This is a genomic window from Inhella sp. (genome assembly GCF_041912635.1).
Lineage (GTDB): Bacteria > Pseudomonadota > Gammaproteobacteria > Burkholderiales > Burkholderiaceae_C > Inhella.
In genome coordinates, this window is sequence record NZ_JAYRMO010000027.1 from 1 (window position 1) to 14,058 (window position 14,058).

General features: G+C 68.3%; 16 protein-coding genes. 8 read left to right on the top strand and 8 right to left on the bottom strand.

Translation table 11 applies throughout. The features are described from left to right. A partial coding sequence (locus ACE3QP_RS15505) for an NAD(P)-dependent oxidoreductase (RefSeq protein ID WP_374437389.1) occupies window positions 1-523 on the top strand: 523 nt, incomplete at its 5' end. Between the two features lie 21 nt (window positions 524-544). On the opposite strand, the gene ACE3QP_RS15510 is transcribed toward ACE3QP_RS15505, so the two are convergent. Genes ACE3QP_RS15510 through ACE3QP_RS15520 form a run of 3 tightly spaced genes read right to left on the bottom strand, consistent with a single transcriptional unit; the run spans window position 545 to window position 2,168 of the window. Continuing rightward, entirely contained in the window at window positions 545-1,171 is a 627-nt protein-coding gene (locus ACE3QP_RS15510; protein ID WP_374437390.1) for a BON domain-containing protein, read from the bottom strand. A gap of 4 nt (window positions 1,172-1,175) precedes the next feature. Next, window positions 1,176-1,748 (bottom strand): SIS domain-containing protein, encoded by a 573-nt coding sequence (locus ACE3QP_RS15515; protein WP_374437391.1) that lies wholly within the window; start codon window positions 1,746-1,748, stop codon window positions 1,176-1,178. 42 nt (window positions 1,749-1,790) lie between these two features. Continuing rightward, on the bottom strand, window positions 1,791-2,168 hold the full coding sequence (locus ACE3QP_RS15520) for a YraN family protein (RefSeq protein ID WP_198112834.1): 378 nt from the start codon (window positions 2,166-2,168) through the stop codon (window positions 1,791-1,793). On the opposite strand from ACE3QP_RS15520, the gene rsmI reads away from it, so the two are divergent. Next, window positions 2,167-3,072 (top strand): 16S rRNA (cytidine(1402)-2'-O)-methyltransferase, encoded by a 906-nt coding sequence (gene rsmI / locus ACE3QP_RS15525; RefSeq protein WP_374437392.1) that lies wholly within the window; start codon window positions 2,167-2,169, stop codon window positions 3,070-3,072. The genes ACE3QP_RS15520 and rsmI overlap by 2 nt on opposite strands. Here rsmI and ACE3QP_RS15530 read toward each other — a convergent pair. Further along, window positions 3,066-3,383: a hypothetical protein gene (locus ACE3QP_RS15530; RefSeq protein ID WP_374437393.1), complete on the bottom strand. Its 318-nt coding sequence runs from the start codon at window positions 3,381-3,383 to the stop codon at window positions 3,066-3,068. The genes rsmI and ACE3QP_RS15530 overlap by 7 nt on opposite strands. A 129-nt stretch (window positions 3,384-3,512) precedes the next feature. On the opposite strand from ACE3QP_RS15530, the gene tldD reads away from it, so the two are divergent. From tldD to htpG, 3 genes are all read left to right on the top strand, one after another. Further along, complete coding sequence (gene tldD / locus ACE3QP_RS15535; RefSeq protein WP_374437394.1) at window positions 3,513-4,970, top strand: metalloprotease TldD; 1,458 nt, start codon at window positions 3,513-3,515, stop codon at window positions 4,968-4,970. A gap of 160 nt (window positions 4,971-5,130) precedes the next feature. Beyond that, window positions 5,131-6,237, top strand: a complete 1,107-nt coding sequence (locus ACE3QP_RS15540) for a 3-deoxy-7-phosphoheptulonate synthase (RefSeq protein WP_374437395.1) — start codon at window positions 5,131-5,133, stop codon at window positions 6,235-6,237. 83 nt (window positions 6,238-6,320) lie between these two features. Then, window positions 6,321-8,207 carry a molecular chaperone HtpG gene (htpG, locus tag ACE3QP_RS15545; RefSeq protein WP_374437396.1) on the top strand — a complete coding sequence of 629 codons (1,887 nt, stop codon included), beginning with the start codon at window positions 6,321-6,323 and terminating at the stop codon, window positions 8,205-8,207. 11 nt (window positions 8,208-8,218) lie between these two features. On the opposite strand, the gene ACE3QP_RS15550 is transcribed toward htpG, so the two are convergent. Both ACE3QP_RS15550 and ACE3QP_RS15555 read right to left on the bottom strand, forming a co-directional pair. Then, window positions 8,219-9,274, bottom strand: a complete 1,056-nt coding sequence (locus ACE3QP_RS15550; protein WP_374437397.1) for a serine/threonine protein kinase — start codon at window positions 9,272-9,274, stop codon at window positions 8,219-8,221. After that, complete coding sequence (locus ACE3QP_RS15555; RefSeq protein ID WP_374437398.1) at window positions 9,271-9,963, bottom strand: N-acetyltransferase family protein; 693 nt, start codon at window positions 9,961-9,963, stop codon at window positions 9,271-9,273. Before ACE3QP_RS15555 ends, ACE3QP_RS15550 begins: the two co-directional genes overlap by 4 nt. Window positions 9,964-10,176: 213 nt before the next feature. Between ACE3QP_RS15555 and rplM the strand changes: the two genes are divergently transcribed. The 3 genes from rplM to erpA all read left to right on the top strand — a co-directional run bounded on the left by rplM (window position 10,177) and on the right by erpA (window position 11,462). Next, the gene (gene rplM, locus ACE3QP_RS15560; RefSeq protein ID WP_198112826.1) at window positions 10,177-10,605 is read left to right on the top strand and encodes a 50S ribosomal protein L13; all 429 of its coding nucleotides are present in this window, start codon (window positions 10,177-10,179) and stop codon (window positions 10,603-10,605) included. A gap of 2 nt (window positions 10,606-10,607) precedes the next feature. Then, window positions 10,608-11,000: a 30S ribosomal protein S9 gene (rpsI, locus tag ACE3QP_RS15565; protein WP_374437399.1), complete on the top strand. Its 393-nt coding sequence runs from the start codon at window positions 10,608-10,610 to the stop codon at window positions 10,998-11,000. A 102-nt stretch (window positions 11,001-11,102) separates the two neighbouring features. Continuing rightward, window positions 11,103-11,462 (top strand): iron-sulfur cluster insertion protein ErpA, encoded by a 360-nt coding sequence (erpA, locus tag ACE3QP_RS15570; protein WP_198112824.1) that lies wholly within the window; start codon window positions 11,103-11,105, stop codon window positions 11,460-11,462. 56 nt (window positions 11,463-11,518) lie between these two features. Here erpA and ACE3QP_RS15575 read toward each other — a convergent pair whose 3' ends face one another. After that, window positions 11,519-12,604, bottom strand: coding sequence for an anhydro-N-acetylmuramic acid kinase (locus tag ACE3QP_RS15575; RefSeq protein ID WP_374437400.1), 1,086 nt, complete (start codon window positions 12,602-12,604; stop codon window positions 11,519-11,521). After that, window positions 12,601-13,977, bottom strand: a complete 1,377-nt coding sequence (locus tag ACE3QP_RS15580; RefSeq protein WP_374437401.1) for a peptidoglycan DD-metalloendopeptidase family protein — start codon at window positions 13,975-13,977, stop codon at window positions 12,601-12,603. Before ACE3QP_RS15580 ends, ACE3QP_RS15575 begins: the two co-directional genes overlap by 4 nt. Window positions 13,978-14,058 lie beyond the last annotated feature (81 nt).

The following is a 14,058-nucleotide window of genomic DNA, read 5'->3' on the forward strand; positions in this document are numbered from 1 at the left end:
CGTAGCCTTCATCGATGCCCCGGTTTCCGGCGGCGAAGTGGGAGCGCAGAAAGGGCAGCTGACGGTGATGTGCGGTGGCGACGCGGCGGCGTTCGGGCGTGTGGAACCCGTGCTGCGCGCCTACGCGAAGGCCGTCACCCTGCTCGGCGAGAGCGGCGCCGGCCAGCTGGCCAAGATGGTCAATCAGATCTGCATCGCCGGCCTGGTGCAGGGTCTGGCCGAAGCCCTCGCCTTTGGCCAGCGCGCGGGCCTGGACATGCCCACGGTGCTCAAGGTCATTGGCGGCGGTGCCGCCCAGAGCTGGCAGCTGGACCAGCGCGGCCCCACCATGCTGGAAGACCGCTTCGATTTCGGCTTCGCGGTGGACTGGATGCGCAAGGACCTGGGCCTGGTGCTCGACGAGGCGCGCCGCAACGGCAGCAGCCTGCCCGTCACGGCCCTGGTGGACCAGTTCTACGCCGAGGTGCAGAAGCTCGGCGGCGGCCGCTGGGACACCTCCAGCCTGATCAGGCGCTTGAAGTAAGCGCCGCGCAGCGGCGCTGCTTCAGTTGGATTGTTTCGGTGGAACGAGACGGGCCAGCTCTTCCTCGCTGAGGATGTCAAACACCCGCACCACCTTCTGCACGCCGGGGATGCCACGCACCAGTTCACTGGCGCGGTGCGCTTCGCGCTCCGTTACGCGGCCCATCAGGTAGACCTCGCCGCGCTCCACCACCACCTGAAAAGCGTTGGACATCAGGTCGCGGGCGTCGATCAGCGTGGCCTTGATCTTCGCGGCCAGCACCAGGTCGTTCGAGCGCGAGCTCAGGCTGCTGATGAATCCCACCTGCAGCTCGTTGACCACGCGCGCCACGTTGTCCACCTGGGCGGCGATGGTCTGGGCGCGCTGCTTGTCGGCCTCGTCCTTCACTTCTCCGCTCAGCAGCAGTACGCGGTTGTAGGCGTTGACGTTGATGTGCACGCGGTCGCCGAGCTGCTCCTTGAGGCGCATCGCGGCCTTGAGCTCGATGCCTTGGTCTTCCAACTGCGTGCCGGCGGTGCGGCGGTCCGTGGCCACCAGGGCGCCGCCCATCATGGCGCCGCCCACCACCAGGGGCGCGCAAGCCGACAGGGACACCGTCAGCGCTGCCAGGGCCAGGGACAGGGGCAGGAATTTTTGGGTCAGGCTCATGGGTTCAGACGCCGGCGTCGAGGCCGAGCAGTTGGGCATCGATGGCATCGCAGAGCGCATGCAGCGCCAGGCGATGGGTTTCGCTGACGCGCGGCCAGCGCGCGTGGTTGACGCGGATCAGCAGATCGGTGTCGGCCAGGCAGTCACGCAGGCGGCCATCTTGCTGGCCACACAGTGCGACGATGCCGATGTCCTGCGCGCGCGCAGCCTGCACCAGCTCCGCCACGCCGGGTTCACCCAGCGGATCCACCCAGATCAGCAGATCGCCCGGGTGGGCCAGCGCCTGCAATTGGCGCGCAAAGGCGGGCACGCCCTGCAGATCGCCCAGTTGCGCGCTCAGCAGCTGCGCGCACAGGGCGGGGCGGTCCTGCTCCAGCCGGTTGAGCAGCAGCTGACTGGCCCACTGGGCGTCGAGCTGGGCCAGGCCGGCGCCGGCGAGGAAGAGCCGGCCGCCGCCAGTCATGGTCAGCACCGCCATCTGCGCGGCCGCGGCGAGCGGGCGCGTGAGCTGCTCGGCGGCCTGGTAGAACAGGTCGGCGCTCTCGAAGAACTGCTGCTGGATGCGGGCTTCCGTCATGGGGCGCGGATGATACGGCGCGCCCCCGTGATTACCCGCTTCTCATCCAGCATCAAAGGCGGCTTGCAGCCATTCGATGTGCTCGCCCTCGATCGCCACCACATCGAAGCGGCAGGGCGGAAGCTGGGGCAGCTGCAGCAGGTAGTGCTGGGCGGCTCGTACGAGGCGGCGGCGCTTGGCGGCGTCGATGCTCGCGGCCGCGCCGCCATGGCTGGAAGCCGCGCGCTGGCGCACCTCCACGAACACCAGCACGCCGGAGCGGTCGCGCATCACCAGATCGATCTCACCGGCGGGCCGGCGCGGCCCCCCCCCGATTCGATAATTGCGCGCTTCCAGCTTCAGCCCCTGCTTCTGCAGGTGCTTGAGCGCGCGCTCCTCGCCATCCGCCCCTTTGCTGCGGGTGCTACCAAAGCCCAGCATGTCTGCACTCCCCGACCTCGTTGCCGCCGCCGCCCAAGCAGCCGGCGCGCAGCAGTATCCGACTGGCGCGCTCTACGTCGTCGCCACGCCGATCGGCAATCTGGCCGACCTGAGCCTGCGCGCCATCCATGTGCTGGCCCTGGTGGACGCCGTGGCCTGCGAGGACACCCGCGTCAGCGCCCAGCTCCTGCGCCATCTGGGTCTGCACAAGCCCCTGCTGGCCCTGCACCAGCACAACGAGCGCGAGGCCGCGCAAGGTCTGATCGACCGCCTGCAGCGCGGCGAGCGCATCGCGTTGATCTCCGACGCCGGCACGCCGGCCGTCTCCGACCCCGGTGCACGCCTGGTGGCCGAGTTGCAGACGGCGGGCCTGCGCTGCGTGCCCATTCCCGGCGCCAGCAGCACCCTGGCGCTCCTCAGCGTGGCGGGTGACGCCCAGGCCCAGGGCTTTCGCTTTGCCGGCTTCCTGCCACCCAAGGGCGAGGCGCGTGCGCAAGCCCTGGCCGGGCTGGCGGATGCCCGCGACACCGTGGTGCTGTTCGAAGCGCCGCACCGCATTGCCGACCTGGCGGCCGAGCTCGCGCAGCGCTGGCCGCAGCGCCGCATCACGCTGGGCCGCGAGCTGACGAAGCAGTTCGAGACCCTGCGCACCTTGAGCTGCGCCGAGCTGCCGACCTACCTGGATTCGGACGCCCACGCGCAGCGTGGCGAGTTCGCGCTGGCCCTGCATGCCGAAGGCCAGCCGGCCAGCGAGGGCCTGCCGGCCGCGGCCGAGCAGACTCTGGTGCTGCTGCTGGAGGAGTTGCCGCTCAAGCAGGCCGTGGCCCTGGCCGCGCGCCTGAGCGGCGTGGCGCGCAACAGCTTGTATGCGCGCGCCCTGGAGCTGAAGAACGCGGATCAGTGATCGCGGTCGCGCGCGTTGTGCTTCTTGCGTTTGATGTCGCGGCTGGTGGCGTCCTGCGCCGCATCGAGCTTGGCGCGTTCGCGCCGCGTCACCTTGCCATCGGCCTTGGCTTTGTCTTCCATGCGGTCCACGGCGGCCTGCTCGCGCTCCAGCTTGCGCGCCTCGCGCTTCGTCAGCTCACCGCTGGCCACGCCTTGGTCGATGCGCTTTTCCTGGTTTGCCTGGCGCTCGTCCACTTTAGGGGTGTGGGTCTGGGCTTGGGCGCTCAGCACGGCAAGGCTGAGCAGCAGGGCGGTGCAAATCGTCTTCATGCAGGTTCTCCTGGGGTTGCCGGCGCGGAGTTGGCCGGGTTGAGGGCAGCAACGGCATGTCGCCTCCGGGCGGCGACCGAGCAACCGTAAACCGGAATGAAGTTTTGTGAAGCCCCCCACAATTGGGGCATGAATGCCCCCGACTCGATGCTGAGCGCGCTGGCTAGCGCCCAGGCCAGCCTGCTCACCCCCTTCGGCCTGGACGAGGCCGCGCTGAGCCGCGCGCTCAAGCTCATCACCGCGCACCGCGTGGACGACGCCGACCTCTACTTCCAGACCACCCGTGCCGAGGGTTGGAGTCTGGAAGAAGGCATCGTCAAGAGCGGCAGCTTCTCGATTGACCAGGGCGTGGGTGTGCGTGCTGTGGTGGGCGAGAAGACCGCCTTTGCCTACTCCGATTCCCTGAGCGAAGCCGCGCTGGCCGATTGCGCCATGACCGTGCGCAGCATCGCTGCCGCCGGCCAGAGCCGCCGCGTCAAGGTCAACCCGCGCCGCGCGCAAGGCATGCAGCTCTACGGCGCGGCCGACCCCATCGCCAGCCTGGACAGCGCCGCCAAGGTGGCGCTGCTGGAGCGTGTCGAGCGCATGGCGCGCGCCAAGGATCCGGCCATCGTGCAGGTCATGGCCGGCCTGGCGGCCGAGCATGAGATGGTGCTGATCGCCCGTGCCGATGGCCTGCTGGCGGCGGATGTGCGCCCGCTGGTGCGGCTCTCCATCACCGTGATCGCCGAGCGCAACGGCCGGCGCGAGGTGGGTAGCGGTGGCGGCGGCGGTCGCTTCGGCCTGGCCTACTTCACCGACGAGATGCTGGCCAGCTATGTGGAGCAGGCCGTGCACGGCGCGCTAACCAATCTGGAAAGCCGCCCCGCCCCAGCCGGCGAAATGACCGTGGTGCTCGGCCCGGGCTGGCCGGGCGTGCTGCTGCACGAGGCGGTTGGCCACGGTCTGGAAGGCGACTTCAACCGCAAGGGCAGTTCCACCTTCGCCGGCCGCATCGGCCAGCGCGTGGCGGCCAAGGGCGTGACCGTGCTCGACGACGGCACCATTCCCGACCGCCGCGGCAGCCTCAACATCGACGACGAAGGCCACGCCCCGCAGCGCAATGTGCTGATCGAGGACGGCATCCTGGTCGGCTACATCCAGGACGCGCTCAATGCCCGCCTGATGAAGGTGCCGCAGACCGGCAACGGCCGCCGTGAAAGCTACGCCCACGTGCCGATGCCGCGCATGACCAACACCTACATGCTGGGCGGCGACCGCGACCCGGCCGAGATCATCGCCAGCATCGACCGCGGCCTCTACGCCACCAATTTCGGCGGCGGCCAGGTGGACATCACCAGCGGCAAATTCGTGTTCTCGGCTTCCGAGGCCTATTGGGTCGAGAAGGGCAAGATCCAGTACCCGGTCAAGGGCGCCACCCTGATCGGCAATGGGCCCGAGGCGCTGACCCGCGTCTCGATGATCGGCAACGATATGGCGCTGGACTCGGGCGTGGGTGTCTGCGGCAAGGAAGGTCAGTCGGTGCCCGTCGGTGTCGGGCAACCCACCCTTCGCATCGAAGGGCTGACGGTGGGCGGGACCGCCTGATACATTCGTCGCCATGTTCCGCGTCGCCGCCTTTTTTAGCTTTTGGTTCTATCCCCGCCCCGGCGGTGGAGAGATCTGAGCGCACGCGCAACCCAGACTCCCCAAGAACCGCCGGGCCCCAAAGCCCGGCGGTTTTTTTATTCCCTCACGGAACCGGACCATGAACGCCAAAGCCCTGCCCGAGCGTGTGTACAGCCAGGAAGACCGCACCAGCCGCACCGATGACGAGCGCATTGCCGACATCACGCCGCTGCCGCCGCCCGAGCACCTGATCCGCTTCTTCCCGATTGCCGGCACGCCGATGGAGAAGCTGGTGCTGAACACCCGCCAGGCCATCCGCAACATCCTCGCCGGCAAGGACGGGCGCCTGCTGGTGGTGGTGGGCCCCTGCTCCATCCACGACCCCGCCGCCGCCCTGGACTACGCGCGCCGCCTGAAGCCGGTGCGCGAGCAGTACAAGGACACGCTGGAGATCGTCATGCGCGTGTACTTCGAGAAGCCGCGCACCACGGTGGGTTGGAAGGGCCTGATCAACGACCCCTATCTGGACGAGAGCTACCGCATCGACGAGGGTCTGCGCATCGCCCGCCAGCTGCTGCTGGAGATCAACCGCCTGGGCGTGCCGGCCGGCAGCGAGTTCCTGGACGTGATCTCGCCCCAGTACATCGGCGACCTGATCGCCTGGGGCGCGATCGGCGCCCGCACCACCGAAAGCCAGGTGCACCGCGAACTGAGCTCCGGTCTTTCCGCCCCGATCGGATTCAAGAACGGCACCGACGGCAACATCAAGATCGCCACCGACGCCATCCAGGCCGCCGCCCGCCCGCACCATTTCCTTTCGGTGCACAAGAACGGCCAGGTCGCCATCGTGCAGACCAAGGGCAACAAGGATTGCCACGTCATCCTGCGCGGCGGCAAGGCGCCGAACTACGACGAGGCCAGCATCGATGCCGCCTGCGCCGAGCTGACCGCCGCCAAACTGCCCAACCGCCTGATGGTGGATTGCAGTCATGCCAACAGCAGCAAGCAGCACGAGCGGCAACTGCTGGTGGCCGAGGAGCTCGGCCGCCAGTGGCGCGCCGGCCGCCGCCAGGTGTTTGGCGTGATGGTGGAAAGCCATCTGAACGGCGGCGCGCAGAAGTTCAGCCCCGGCAAGGATGACCCGGCCAAGCTGCTCTACGGCCAGAGCATCACCGACGCCTGCATCGACTGGGCCCAGACCCTGGAGCTGCTGGCCGGGCTGGACGCGGCGGTGCGCGGCGCCTGATCGATCAGAATCCCCGCTCTTGAAACCCGGCGGCACGCCCTCAGTTGGGCTGCCGCCGGTTTGTTTTTCACGCCACAAACACCATGAGCACCAAGCACACCCACGCCTTCCAGGCCGAAGTCAAGCAGATCCTGCACCTGGTCACGCACAGCCTGTACTCGAACAAGGAAATCTTCCTGCGCGAGCTGGTGTCCAACGCCAGTGACGCCTGCGACAAGCTGCGCTTCGAGGCCCTGGACAAGAACGAGCTGTTCGAGGATGCGCCGAACCTCGAGATCCGCCTGCTGGTGGACAAGGAAAAGCGCACGCTGACGATTCGCGACAACGGCATCGGCATGAGTGCCGACGAGGCCATCGCGCACCTGGGCACCATTGCCAAGAGCGGCACGCGCGATTTCATGGCCCAGTTGGACGAAGCCAAGAAGGGCGACGCCAACCTGATCGGCCAGTTCGGCGTCGGCTTCTATTCGGGCTATATCGTGGCCGACCGCATCACGGTCGAGAGCCGCCGCGCCGGCTTGTCGGCGGGTCAAGGCGTGCGCTGGAGCAGCGAAGGCACGGGCGAGTTCGAAGTTGAGCCGATCGACAAGGCCGAGCGCGGCACCGACGTCATCCTGCATCTGCGCGAGGGCGAGGACGAGTTCCTGCAGCCCTGGAAGCTGCGCGCCATCGTCGGCAAGTACAGCGACCACATCAGTCTGCCGATCCTGCTGAAGAAAGAGGTCTGGGACGCCGAGAAGAGCGCCTACGTGGCGACCGATGAGTGGGAAACCATCAACAAGGCCTCGGCCCTGTGGGCGCGCCCGAAGAGTGAGGTCACTACGGAGCAGTACGAGGAGTTCTACAAGACCCTCAGCCACGACAGCCAGGCCCCGCTGACCTACACGCACAACCGCGTCGAGGGCCGCAGCGAGTACACGCAGCTGCTCTACATCCCGGCCAAGGCGCCGTTTGATCTGTGGAACCGCGACAAGAAGCCCGGCGTCAAGCTCTACGTGAAGCGCGTCTTCATCATGGACGACGCCCAGGAGCTGATGCCCGCCTATCTGCGCTTCGTGCGTGGCGTGATCGACTCGGCCGACCTGCCGCTCAATGTGAGCCGCGAGCTGCTGCAGGAAAGCCGCGACGTGCGCGCCATCCGCGAAGGCTCGACCAAGAAGGTGCTGGGCATGCTGGAAGCCCTGGCCGAAAGCGACGATCAGGCCGACAAGGACAAGTACGCCGCCTTCTGGAAGGAGTTCGGCGCCGTGCTGAAGGAGGGCATGGGCGAGGACTTTCAGAACCAGGAGCGCCTGGCCAAGCTGCTGCGCTTTGCCTCCACCCACGCCAGCGAGAACGTCAGCCTGACGGACTACGTGGGCCGCATGAAGGAAGGCCAGGAGCACATCTACTACATCACGGCCGACAGCCTGGCCGCCGCCCAGAGCAGCCCGCAGCTCGAAATCTTCCGCAAGAAGGGCATCGAGGTGCTGCTGATGGTGGACCGCGTGGATGAGTGGATGCTCAGCCATCTCCACGAGTTCGAGGGCAAGCCGCTGCAATCGGTGGCCAAGGGCGCCGTGGACCTGGGCAAGCTGCAGGACGAGACCGAGAAGAAGGCGGCCGAGGAAGCCGCCGAGGCCTTCAAGCCGGTGCTGGAGAAGCTCAAGGAAGCGCTCAAGGACCGTGCCAAGGACGTGCGCGTCACCACCCGCCTGGTCGATTCGCCGGCTTGCATCGTGGTGGAGGAGGGTGATATGTCCGCCCATCTGGCGCGCCTGCTCAAGCAGGCCGGCCAGGCGGCACCGGAGGCCAAGCCCACGCTGGAGGTGAATGCCGAGCACGCCCTGGTGAAGGCGTTGGACGGCCACCCGAAGTTCGACGAGTTGGCCCAGGTGCTGTTTGACCAGGCCTTGCTGGCCGAGGGCGGGCAGCTGGAAGACCCGGCCGCCTACGTCAAGCGCGTCAACGCGCTGCTCTTGTCCGCCTGATGTCCGCCTGATCAGGAGAAGCCATCGCCGTCGAAGTCGACGAAGTCATCGTCGTCCTTCGGCGGCGGGGCCGGCGGTGCATCGTCCATGGCCTCCAGCTGCTCGGCCAGCTTGGCCACCTGATCCAGCCAGTAGTTCGGCGCGCCGAACCAGGGGAAGGCGATCGGAAAGGCCGGGTCGTCCCAGCGTTTCGCGATCCAGCCGCTGTGGTGAATCATGCGCAGCGTGCGCAGCGGCTCGATCAGGCGCAGCTCGCGGCGGTCGAAGTCCAGCACCTGCTGGCAGCCCGCCAGCAAGCTGCCAAGCTGCCGGCTGGCCTGCTCGGGCTCGCCGCTGAGCAGCATCCACAAGTCCTGCACCGCCGGGCCGCTGACGGCGTCGTCCAGATCGACGAAGTGCGCGCCGCCATCCGGGCTCCAGAGCAGATTGCCGGGATGGCAATCGCCGTGGATGCGCTGCAGGCGCAGGTCCGGCAGGCTGTCGAAGGCCAGCTGCACGGCCTGCAGGCAGCGCTCCACCATGTCGCTCCAGCGCGCTTCCAGCTCTAGTGGCAGCAGGCCGGTGGCCAGCACGGCGTCGCGCGCCATATCTCCCGGCGCACGCCCGGCCCAACGCGGTCGCTCCACAAAGCCCTGTTCGCGCCCCACGCGGTGGATGCGGGCAATGAAGCGCCCCAGCACCTCCAGCACCTCAGGGTCTTCCAGCTCGGGCGCGCGACCGCCCAGGCGCGGCGCGGCGGCAAAGCGCAGGCCCTGCCACAGCGCCAACGTGGGCGGCTGGCCCAGCAGCTCGGCGCCGGCGGCCTGCAGGGGCAGGGGGGCAGCCAGCGGCACTTCGGCGGCCTGCAGATCCAGCGCAAAACGGTGCTCTTCCAGCAACTGCTCATTGCTCCAGCGCGCGGGCCGGTAAAACTTGGCGACGACGGCGCCGCCGTCTTCGAGGTGAACCAGGAAGACGCGGTTTTCGTAGGAATTCAGCTGCAGCAGACGGCCATCGCCGCGCAGGCCCACGGCGTCCAGCGCGTCCAGCACGCGGCTGGGGTCGAGTTCGGCGTAATCGAGGTTCAAGTGGGGTCCGGTGGCGGCGCGGGGGCGCGATCATCCCCCAGCAGCTCGCGCACCTCGGTCTGCACGGAATCGACGAAGTCCTGCACCTGCTTGGCCTGCACCTTGAGGCGGAAGTCCAGCTCGCCCAGACCCTGCTCCAGCGCCTGCTCGGCGTGGCTGGCCCAGCTGTCGGCCGGCAGGTGCAGGCGCGCGCTGACGCTGCCTTCCGCCACTTCCTCGGCCCAGGCGCCAGCTTTCTCGGCGATGCGCAACATGGCCTGGTTCTCGCTCAGGGCGTGGATGAGCAGGAAGCGCATGTTGCGGTTGCGTGCGTGCAGGCAGGCGAGCTGGAAGAGCCGGCTGCCCAGCCCGCGGCCGCGGTAGCGCTGCAGCACCGAGACGCCGAACTCGGCCGTGTCGGCCTCCGGTCCGCCTTGGCTGAAGGCCAGATGCGCCATGGCCACGATCTCCAGCCGGCGGTTGAAGATGCCCAGCACCTCGTCGCGACCAAAATCCAGGCTCAGCGCATAGCGCTCGATCTGGCTGTCCCCGGCGGCATAGCCGAAGCGCAGGTAGCGGTCGGCCGGCGCCAGCGCCAGCAGATGGGCCAGGATGCGGCGGCGGTGCCGGCGCGCCAGCGAGCGGATCGGCACCCAGCCGCCACTCAGAACGGCCAGGGCACTGCGCAAGGGGGTGGCGGGCGCGGTCATGGCGATCTGATTATGGGGAGTGAGGCTCCTCGGCGTGCCCCGGCAGCGCCGTCCTTGCCCGATCCGTGCCAACCCTGGTAGACTCGCAGGCTTTTCCGCGTCCAGTGGGCTTTGGGCGCGGGGTTCGTCACGAGAGGCCGCCGGGGTTCTGCCCCGATTCCAATAAGCGGCGCCGAGCGGCGAATGTTCATCAAGCCCGAATGAAAGACATTCATGAAGACCTTCAGCGCCAAGCCGGCCGAAGTGACGCACGAGTGGTTTGTGATTGACGCCACCGACAAGGTGCTCGGACGTGTTGCCAGCGAAGTGGCACTCCGACTGCGCGGCAAGCACAAGGCCATCTACACGCCTCACGTGGACACCGGTGACTTCATCATCGTCCTGAACGCCGACAAGATCCGCGTCACCGGCACCAAGTCGGAAGACAAGATCTATTACCGTCACAGCGGCTTCCCCGGTGGCATCTATGCCACCAAGTTCAAGGACATGCAGGCCAAGCACCCCGGCCGCGCCCTTGAGAAGGCCGTCAAGGGCATGCTGCCCAAGGGCCCGCTGGGCTACGCGATGGTCAAGAAGCTGAAGGTCTACGCCGGTGGTGAGCACCCGCACGCCGCTCAGCAGCCCAAAGTCCTGGAGATCTGAGCATGATCGGCAATTGGAACTACGGCACCGGCCGTCGCAAGTCCTCGGTGGCTCGTGTCTTCATCAAGAAGGGCACCGGCAAGATCGTCGTCAACGGTCGTCCCATCGAGCAGTACTTTGGCCGTCAGACCTCAATCATGATCGCGCGCCAGGCTCTGGTGCTGACGAACAACAACGAGGCCTTCGACGTCAAGGTCAATGTCCACGGTGGTGGTGAGTCCGGCCAGGCCGGCGCCGTCCGTCTGGGCGTGACCCGCGCGCTGATCGACTACGACGCCGCCCTGAAGCCCGAGCTGAGCAAGGCCGGCTTCGTGACCCGCGACGCCCGTGAGGTCGAGCGTAAGAAGGTCGGTCTGCACGGCGCCCGTCGCCGGAAGCAGTTCAGCAAGCGCTGATGCACCGACGGACAGCCCGCGCTGTCCATCAAGAAAGGCCGCAGCTTGCTGCGGCCTTTTTGTTTGCCCTTGATAATTGCTGCCTTCCCCAAGGAATCTGCCATGAACGCCGTTGCCGAAACCCTCGACATTCCCGCCCCGCTGGTCTTCACCGACAGCGCCGCCGCCAAGGTGGCCGAACTGGTGGCCGAAGAGGGCAACCCGGAGCTGAAGCTGCGCGTCTTCGTGCAGGGTGGCGGCTGCTCGGGCTTCCAGTACGGCTTCACCTTCGACGAGGTGGCCAATGACGACGACACGCAGATGAGCAAGAACGGCGTCACCCTGCTGATCGACGCCATGAGCCTGCAGTACCTGATGGGTGCCGAGATCGACTACAAGGACGATCTGAGCGGGGCGCAGTTCGTCATCAAGAACCCGAACGCCACGACGACCTGCGGTTGCGGATCGAGCTTCTCGGCATGAGCGTTCCTGCCTAAGCGCAAAGCCGCCTACGGGCGGCTTTTGTATTTGTCGCCCTCTCAGGCTGGGTAGAGCGCGCCCAGCACCCGTGACCCCACCGCCCCGGTGACGGCAGGCAGATTGCCCGGCTGCCGCTCCAGGAAGGCCTTGGCCAGCCAGGCGAAGGCGGTGGCCTCGACTTGCATCGGCGGCAGGCCGCGCGCTGCGCTGCTCATGATCTGAACGGCGGGCAGGCGAGCCTGCAAGCGGCGCAGCAGGTCGCCGTTGAAGGCTCCGCCGCCGCACACGATCAGCTCCCGCGTCTGCGGTGCCTGCTGTTGCAGGGCCTCGGCCACGCTCCAGGCGGTGAGTTCGGCCAGGCTGGCTTGCACATCGACGGGGGCGATGCCGTCCAGTCCTTGGCGTTCCAGCCAGCCGAGGTCGAAGAGATCGCGACCCGTAGAACGCGGGGGGGGCAGCGCGAAATAGGGTTCGGCGCACAGGTGCGCCAGCAGCGCCGCATGCACCTGCCCGGAGGCGGCCCAGGCGCCGTCGGCGTCGTAGGCGCCGCCGCGGTGGCGCTGGTGCCAGGCATCCAGCAGCACATTGGCCGGGCCGGTGTCGAAGCCGCGGGTCCGCCCAGCGGCGCCCAGCAGACTGAGATTGCCCATGCCGCCCAGATTCAGCACCGCGACGTCCACACCGGGGCGGCCGAACACGGCGCGGTGGAAGGCCGGCACCAAGGGGGCGCCCTGGCCGCCAGCGGCGACGTCACGGCTGCGCAGATCGCAAACCACGTCGATGCCGCTGCGTTCGGCCAGGCGGGCGCCATTGAGCAGTTGCAGGGTGTAGCCGCGCTCGGGGCGGTGGCGCACGGTCTGGCCGTGGGCGCCGACGGCACGGACGCGCCCGGCCGGCACCTGGGCCTGGGCCAGCGCCTCGGCCAAGCGCTCGGCGTAGGCGTCGGCCAGTGCGTTTGCGGCGAGCGCGGCGCGTTCCAGTTCGTTGTCGCCGGGCTGATTCAGCGCCAGCAGTTCGGCGCGCAGCGTGGGCGGCAGGGGGCCAAACGAGTGGGCCAGAACGCGCAACTCGGCGTCCATCAGCACGGCATCAATGCCGTCCAGCGACGTGCCGGACATCAGTCCGGCATAGAGCCAATCGCTCAATCCGCGCCGGTGACGCCCGGGCCCAGGGTGGCGGCCACGGTCAGCTGGGTCTTGGCGCTGGCCACATGCTCCTGGAAGGCGGCGCGGGCGTGCGCGGGCAGCAGCACGGTCTCGCTGGCCTTGGCGATGGCGCGCGGGTCTTGGTGCGCGCCCTTGACGCGGAACTCGAAGTGCAGATGCGGGCCGGTGGCCCAGCCGGTGGCACCCACCGCGCCGAGGCGCTGGCCCTGCTCGACCTTCTGGCCCTTGCGCACGTCGATCTTGCTCAGGTGGGCGTAGACGGTGGCGCGCTCGCCGCCATGGCGCAGGTGCACCACGTTGCCGAAGCCGTTCTGCCAGCCGGCGAACTCAACCACGCCATCCCCGACGCTGCGCACCGGGGTGCCGGTGGGGGCGCCGTAGTCCACGCCCAGGTGGCGGCGCCAGGTCTGCAGCACCGGGTGGAAGCGCATTGCAAAGCCGCTGGTGACGCGTGAGAACTCCAGCGGGCTGGCCAGGAAGGCGCGGCGCTTGTTCTGGCCGGCGAAGTCGTAGAAGCTGGCCTTGCCGGTCTGGGCGTCCTGGAACCAGACGGCCTGGTGGGTGCGGCCGGCATTGACGAACTCGGCCGCCAGCACGCGGCCCTGGCCCCAGGGCACGGGCTCGCCGTCGGCGGTCAGACTCTCGAACACGAGGGTGAAGCGGTCGCCCTTGCGCAGGTCGCGGTGGAAGTCGATCTCGCCGGCAAACATGTCGGCCATCTGCGAGGCGGCGCTGTCGGGCAGGCCGACTTCGTCGGTGGCGGCGAACAGCGAGCTCTGGATGCTGCCGCTGGCCAGGCGCACCTGCGGCTCCAGCCGGCCCAGCTCGATGCGGGCGCTCAGCACGCCGGATTCGCTGCGGTCCACGATCAGGCGGTTGAAGTGCGTGCCGGCCACCTCGCTGGTGCCATTGGGATAGCGGGCGATCAGCTGCTGGACCCTGCCTTCGGCGTCGGCGCTCAGCTCCACGCGCTTGCCGGCGCGGCCGCTCAGCAGTTGGCGCGCGGTGCCATCCTGGCGCAGGAAGGCGGCGAACTCGGGGTCGAACGCGCCCAGGCGACCGAGCAGGCTGTCGACGGTGTCGCCGCTGCGGGTGGTTTCGAAGCGGCGCAGCGCCTGGCTGTGCGCGGCCAGGGCATTGAGCTGGTCTTCCAGCGCCAGTGCGGGCAGCGCCTCGACGACGGCGTTCTTGGGCAGCTCGTTCGGGTTCGGCACCAAGGGGGCGATACCGAAAGCCGTCACCGCAAAGCCGCCCAGCAGGGCCAGCACGCTGCCGGTGAGCGCCCGCGGGTAGCGGGCTGCAAAGTCTTCCAAGGGCTGGAGCAGGGGCGCCAGCCGGGTCATCCAATTCATGCCAGAACCACGAGGTGTGGGGCGCGGTCGCCTTGTGGGCAGCGCAGCCACCAGGGGTTGCAGGGGTTGGCCTCCCGGGCC

Excerpts from the sequence above, each read along its gene's own strand:
- ACE3QP_RS15510 (WP_374437390.1), bottom strand. The coding sequence starts at position 1,171 with ATGAGCCTGACCCAAAAATTCCTGCCCCTGTCCCTGGCCCTGGCAGCG.
- ACE3QP_RS15515 (WP_374437391.1), bottom strand. The coding sequence starts at position 1,748 with ATGACGGAAGCCCGCATCCAGCAGCAGTTCTTCGAGAGCGCCGACCTG.
- rsmI (WP_374437392.1), top strand. The coding sequence starts at position 2,167 with ATGTCTGCACTCCCCGACCTCGTTGCCGCCGCCGCCCAAGCAGCCGGC.
- ACE3QP_RS15520 (WP_198112834.1), bottom strand. The coding sequence starts at position 2,168 with ATGCTGGGCTTTGGTAGCACCCGCAGCAAAGGGGCGGATGGCGAGGAG.
- ACE3QP_RS15530 (WP_374437393.1), bottom strand. The coding sequence starts at position 3,383 with ATGAAGACGATTTGCACCGCCCTGCTGCTCAGCCTTGCCGTGCTGAGC.
- tldD (WP_374437394.1), top strand. The coding sequence starts at position 3,513 with ATGAATGCCCCCGACTCGATGCTGAGCGCGCTGGCTAGCGCCCAGGCC.
- ACE3QP_RS15540 (WP_374437395.1), top strand. The coding sequence starts at position 5,131 with ATGAACGCCAAAGCCCTGCCCGAGCGTGTGTACAGCCAGGAAGACCGC.
- htpG (WP_374437396.1), top strand. The coding sequence starts at position 6,321 with ATGAGCACCAAGCACACCCACGCCTTCCAGGCCGAAGTCAAGCAGATC.
- ACE3QP_RS15555 (WP_374437398.1), bottom strand. The coding sequence starts at position 9,963 with ATGACCGCGCCCGCCACCCCCTTGCGCAGTGCCCTGGCCGTTCTGAGT.
- rplM (WP_198112826.1), top strand. The coding sequence starts at position 10,177 with ATGAAGACCTTCAGCGCCAAGCCGGCCGAAGTGACGCACGAGTGGTTT.
- rpsI (WP_374437399.1), top strand. The coding sequence starts at position 10,608 with ATGATCGGCAATTGGAACTACGGCACCGGCCGTCGCAAGTCCTCGGTG.
- erpA (WP_198112824.1), top strand. The coding sequence starts at position 11,103 with ATGAACGCCGTTGCCGAAACCCTCGACATTCCCGCCCCGCTGGTCTTC.
- ACE3QP_RS15580 (WP_374437401.1), bottom strand. The coding sequence starts at position 13,977 with ATGAATTGGATGACCCGGCTGGCGCCCCTGCTCCAGCCCTTGGAAGAC.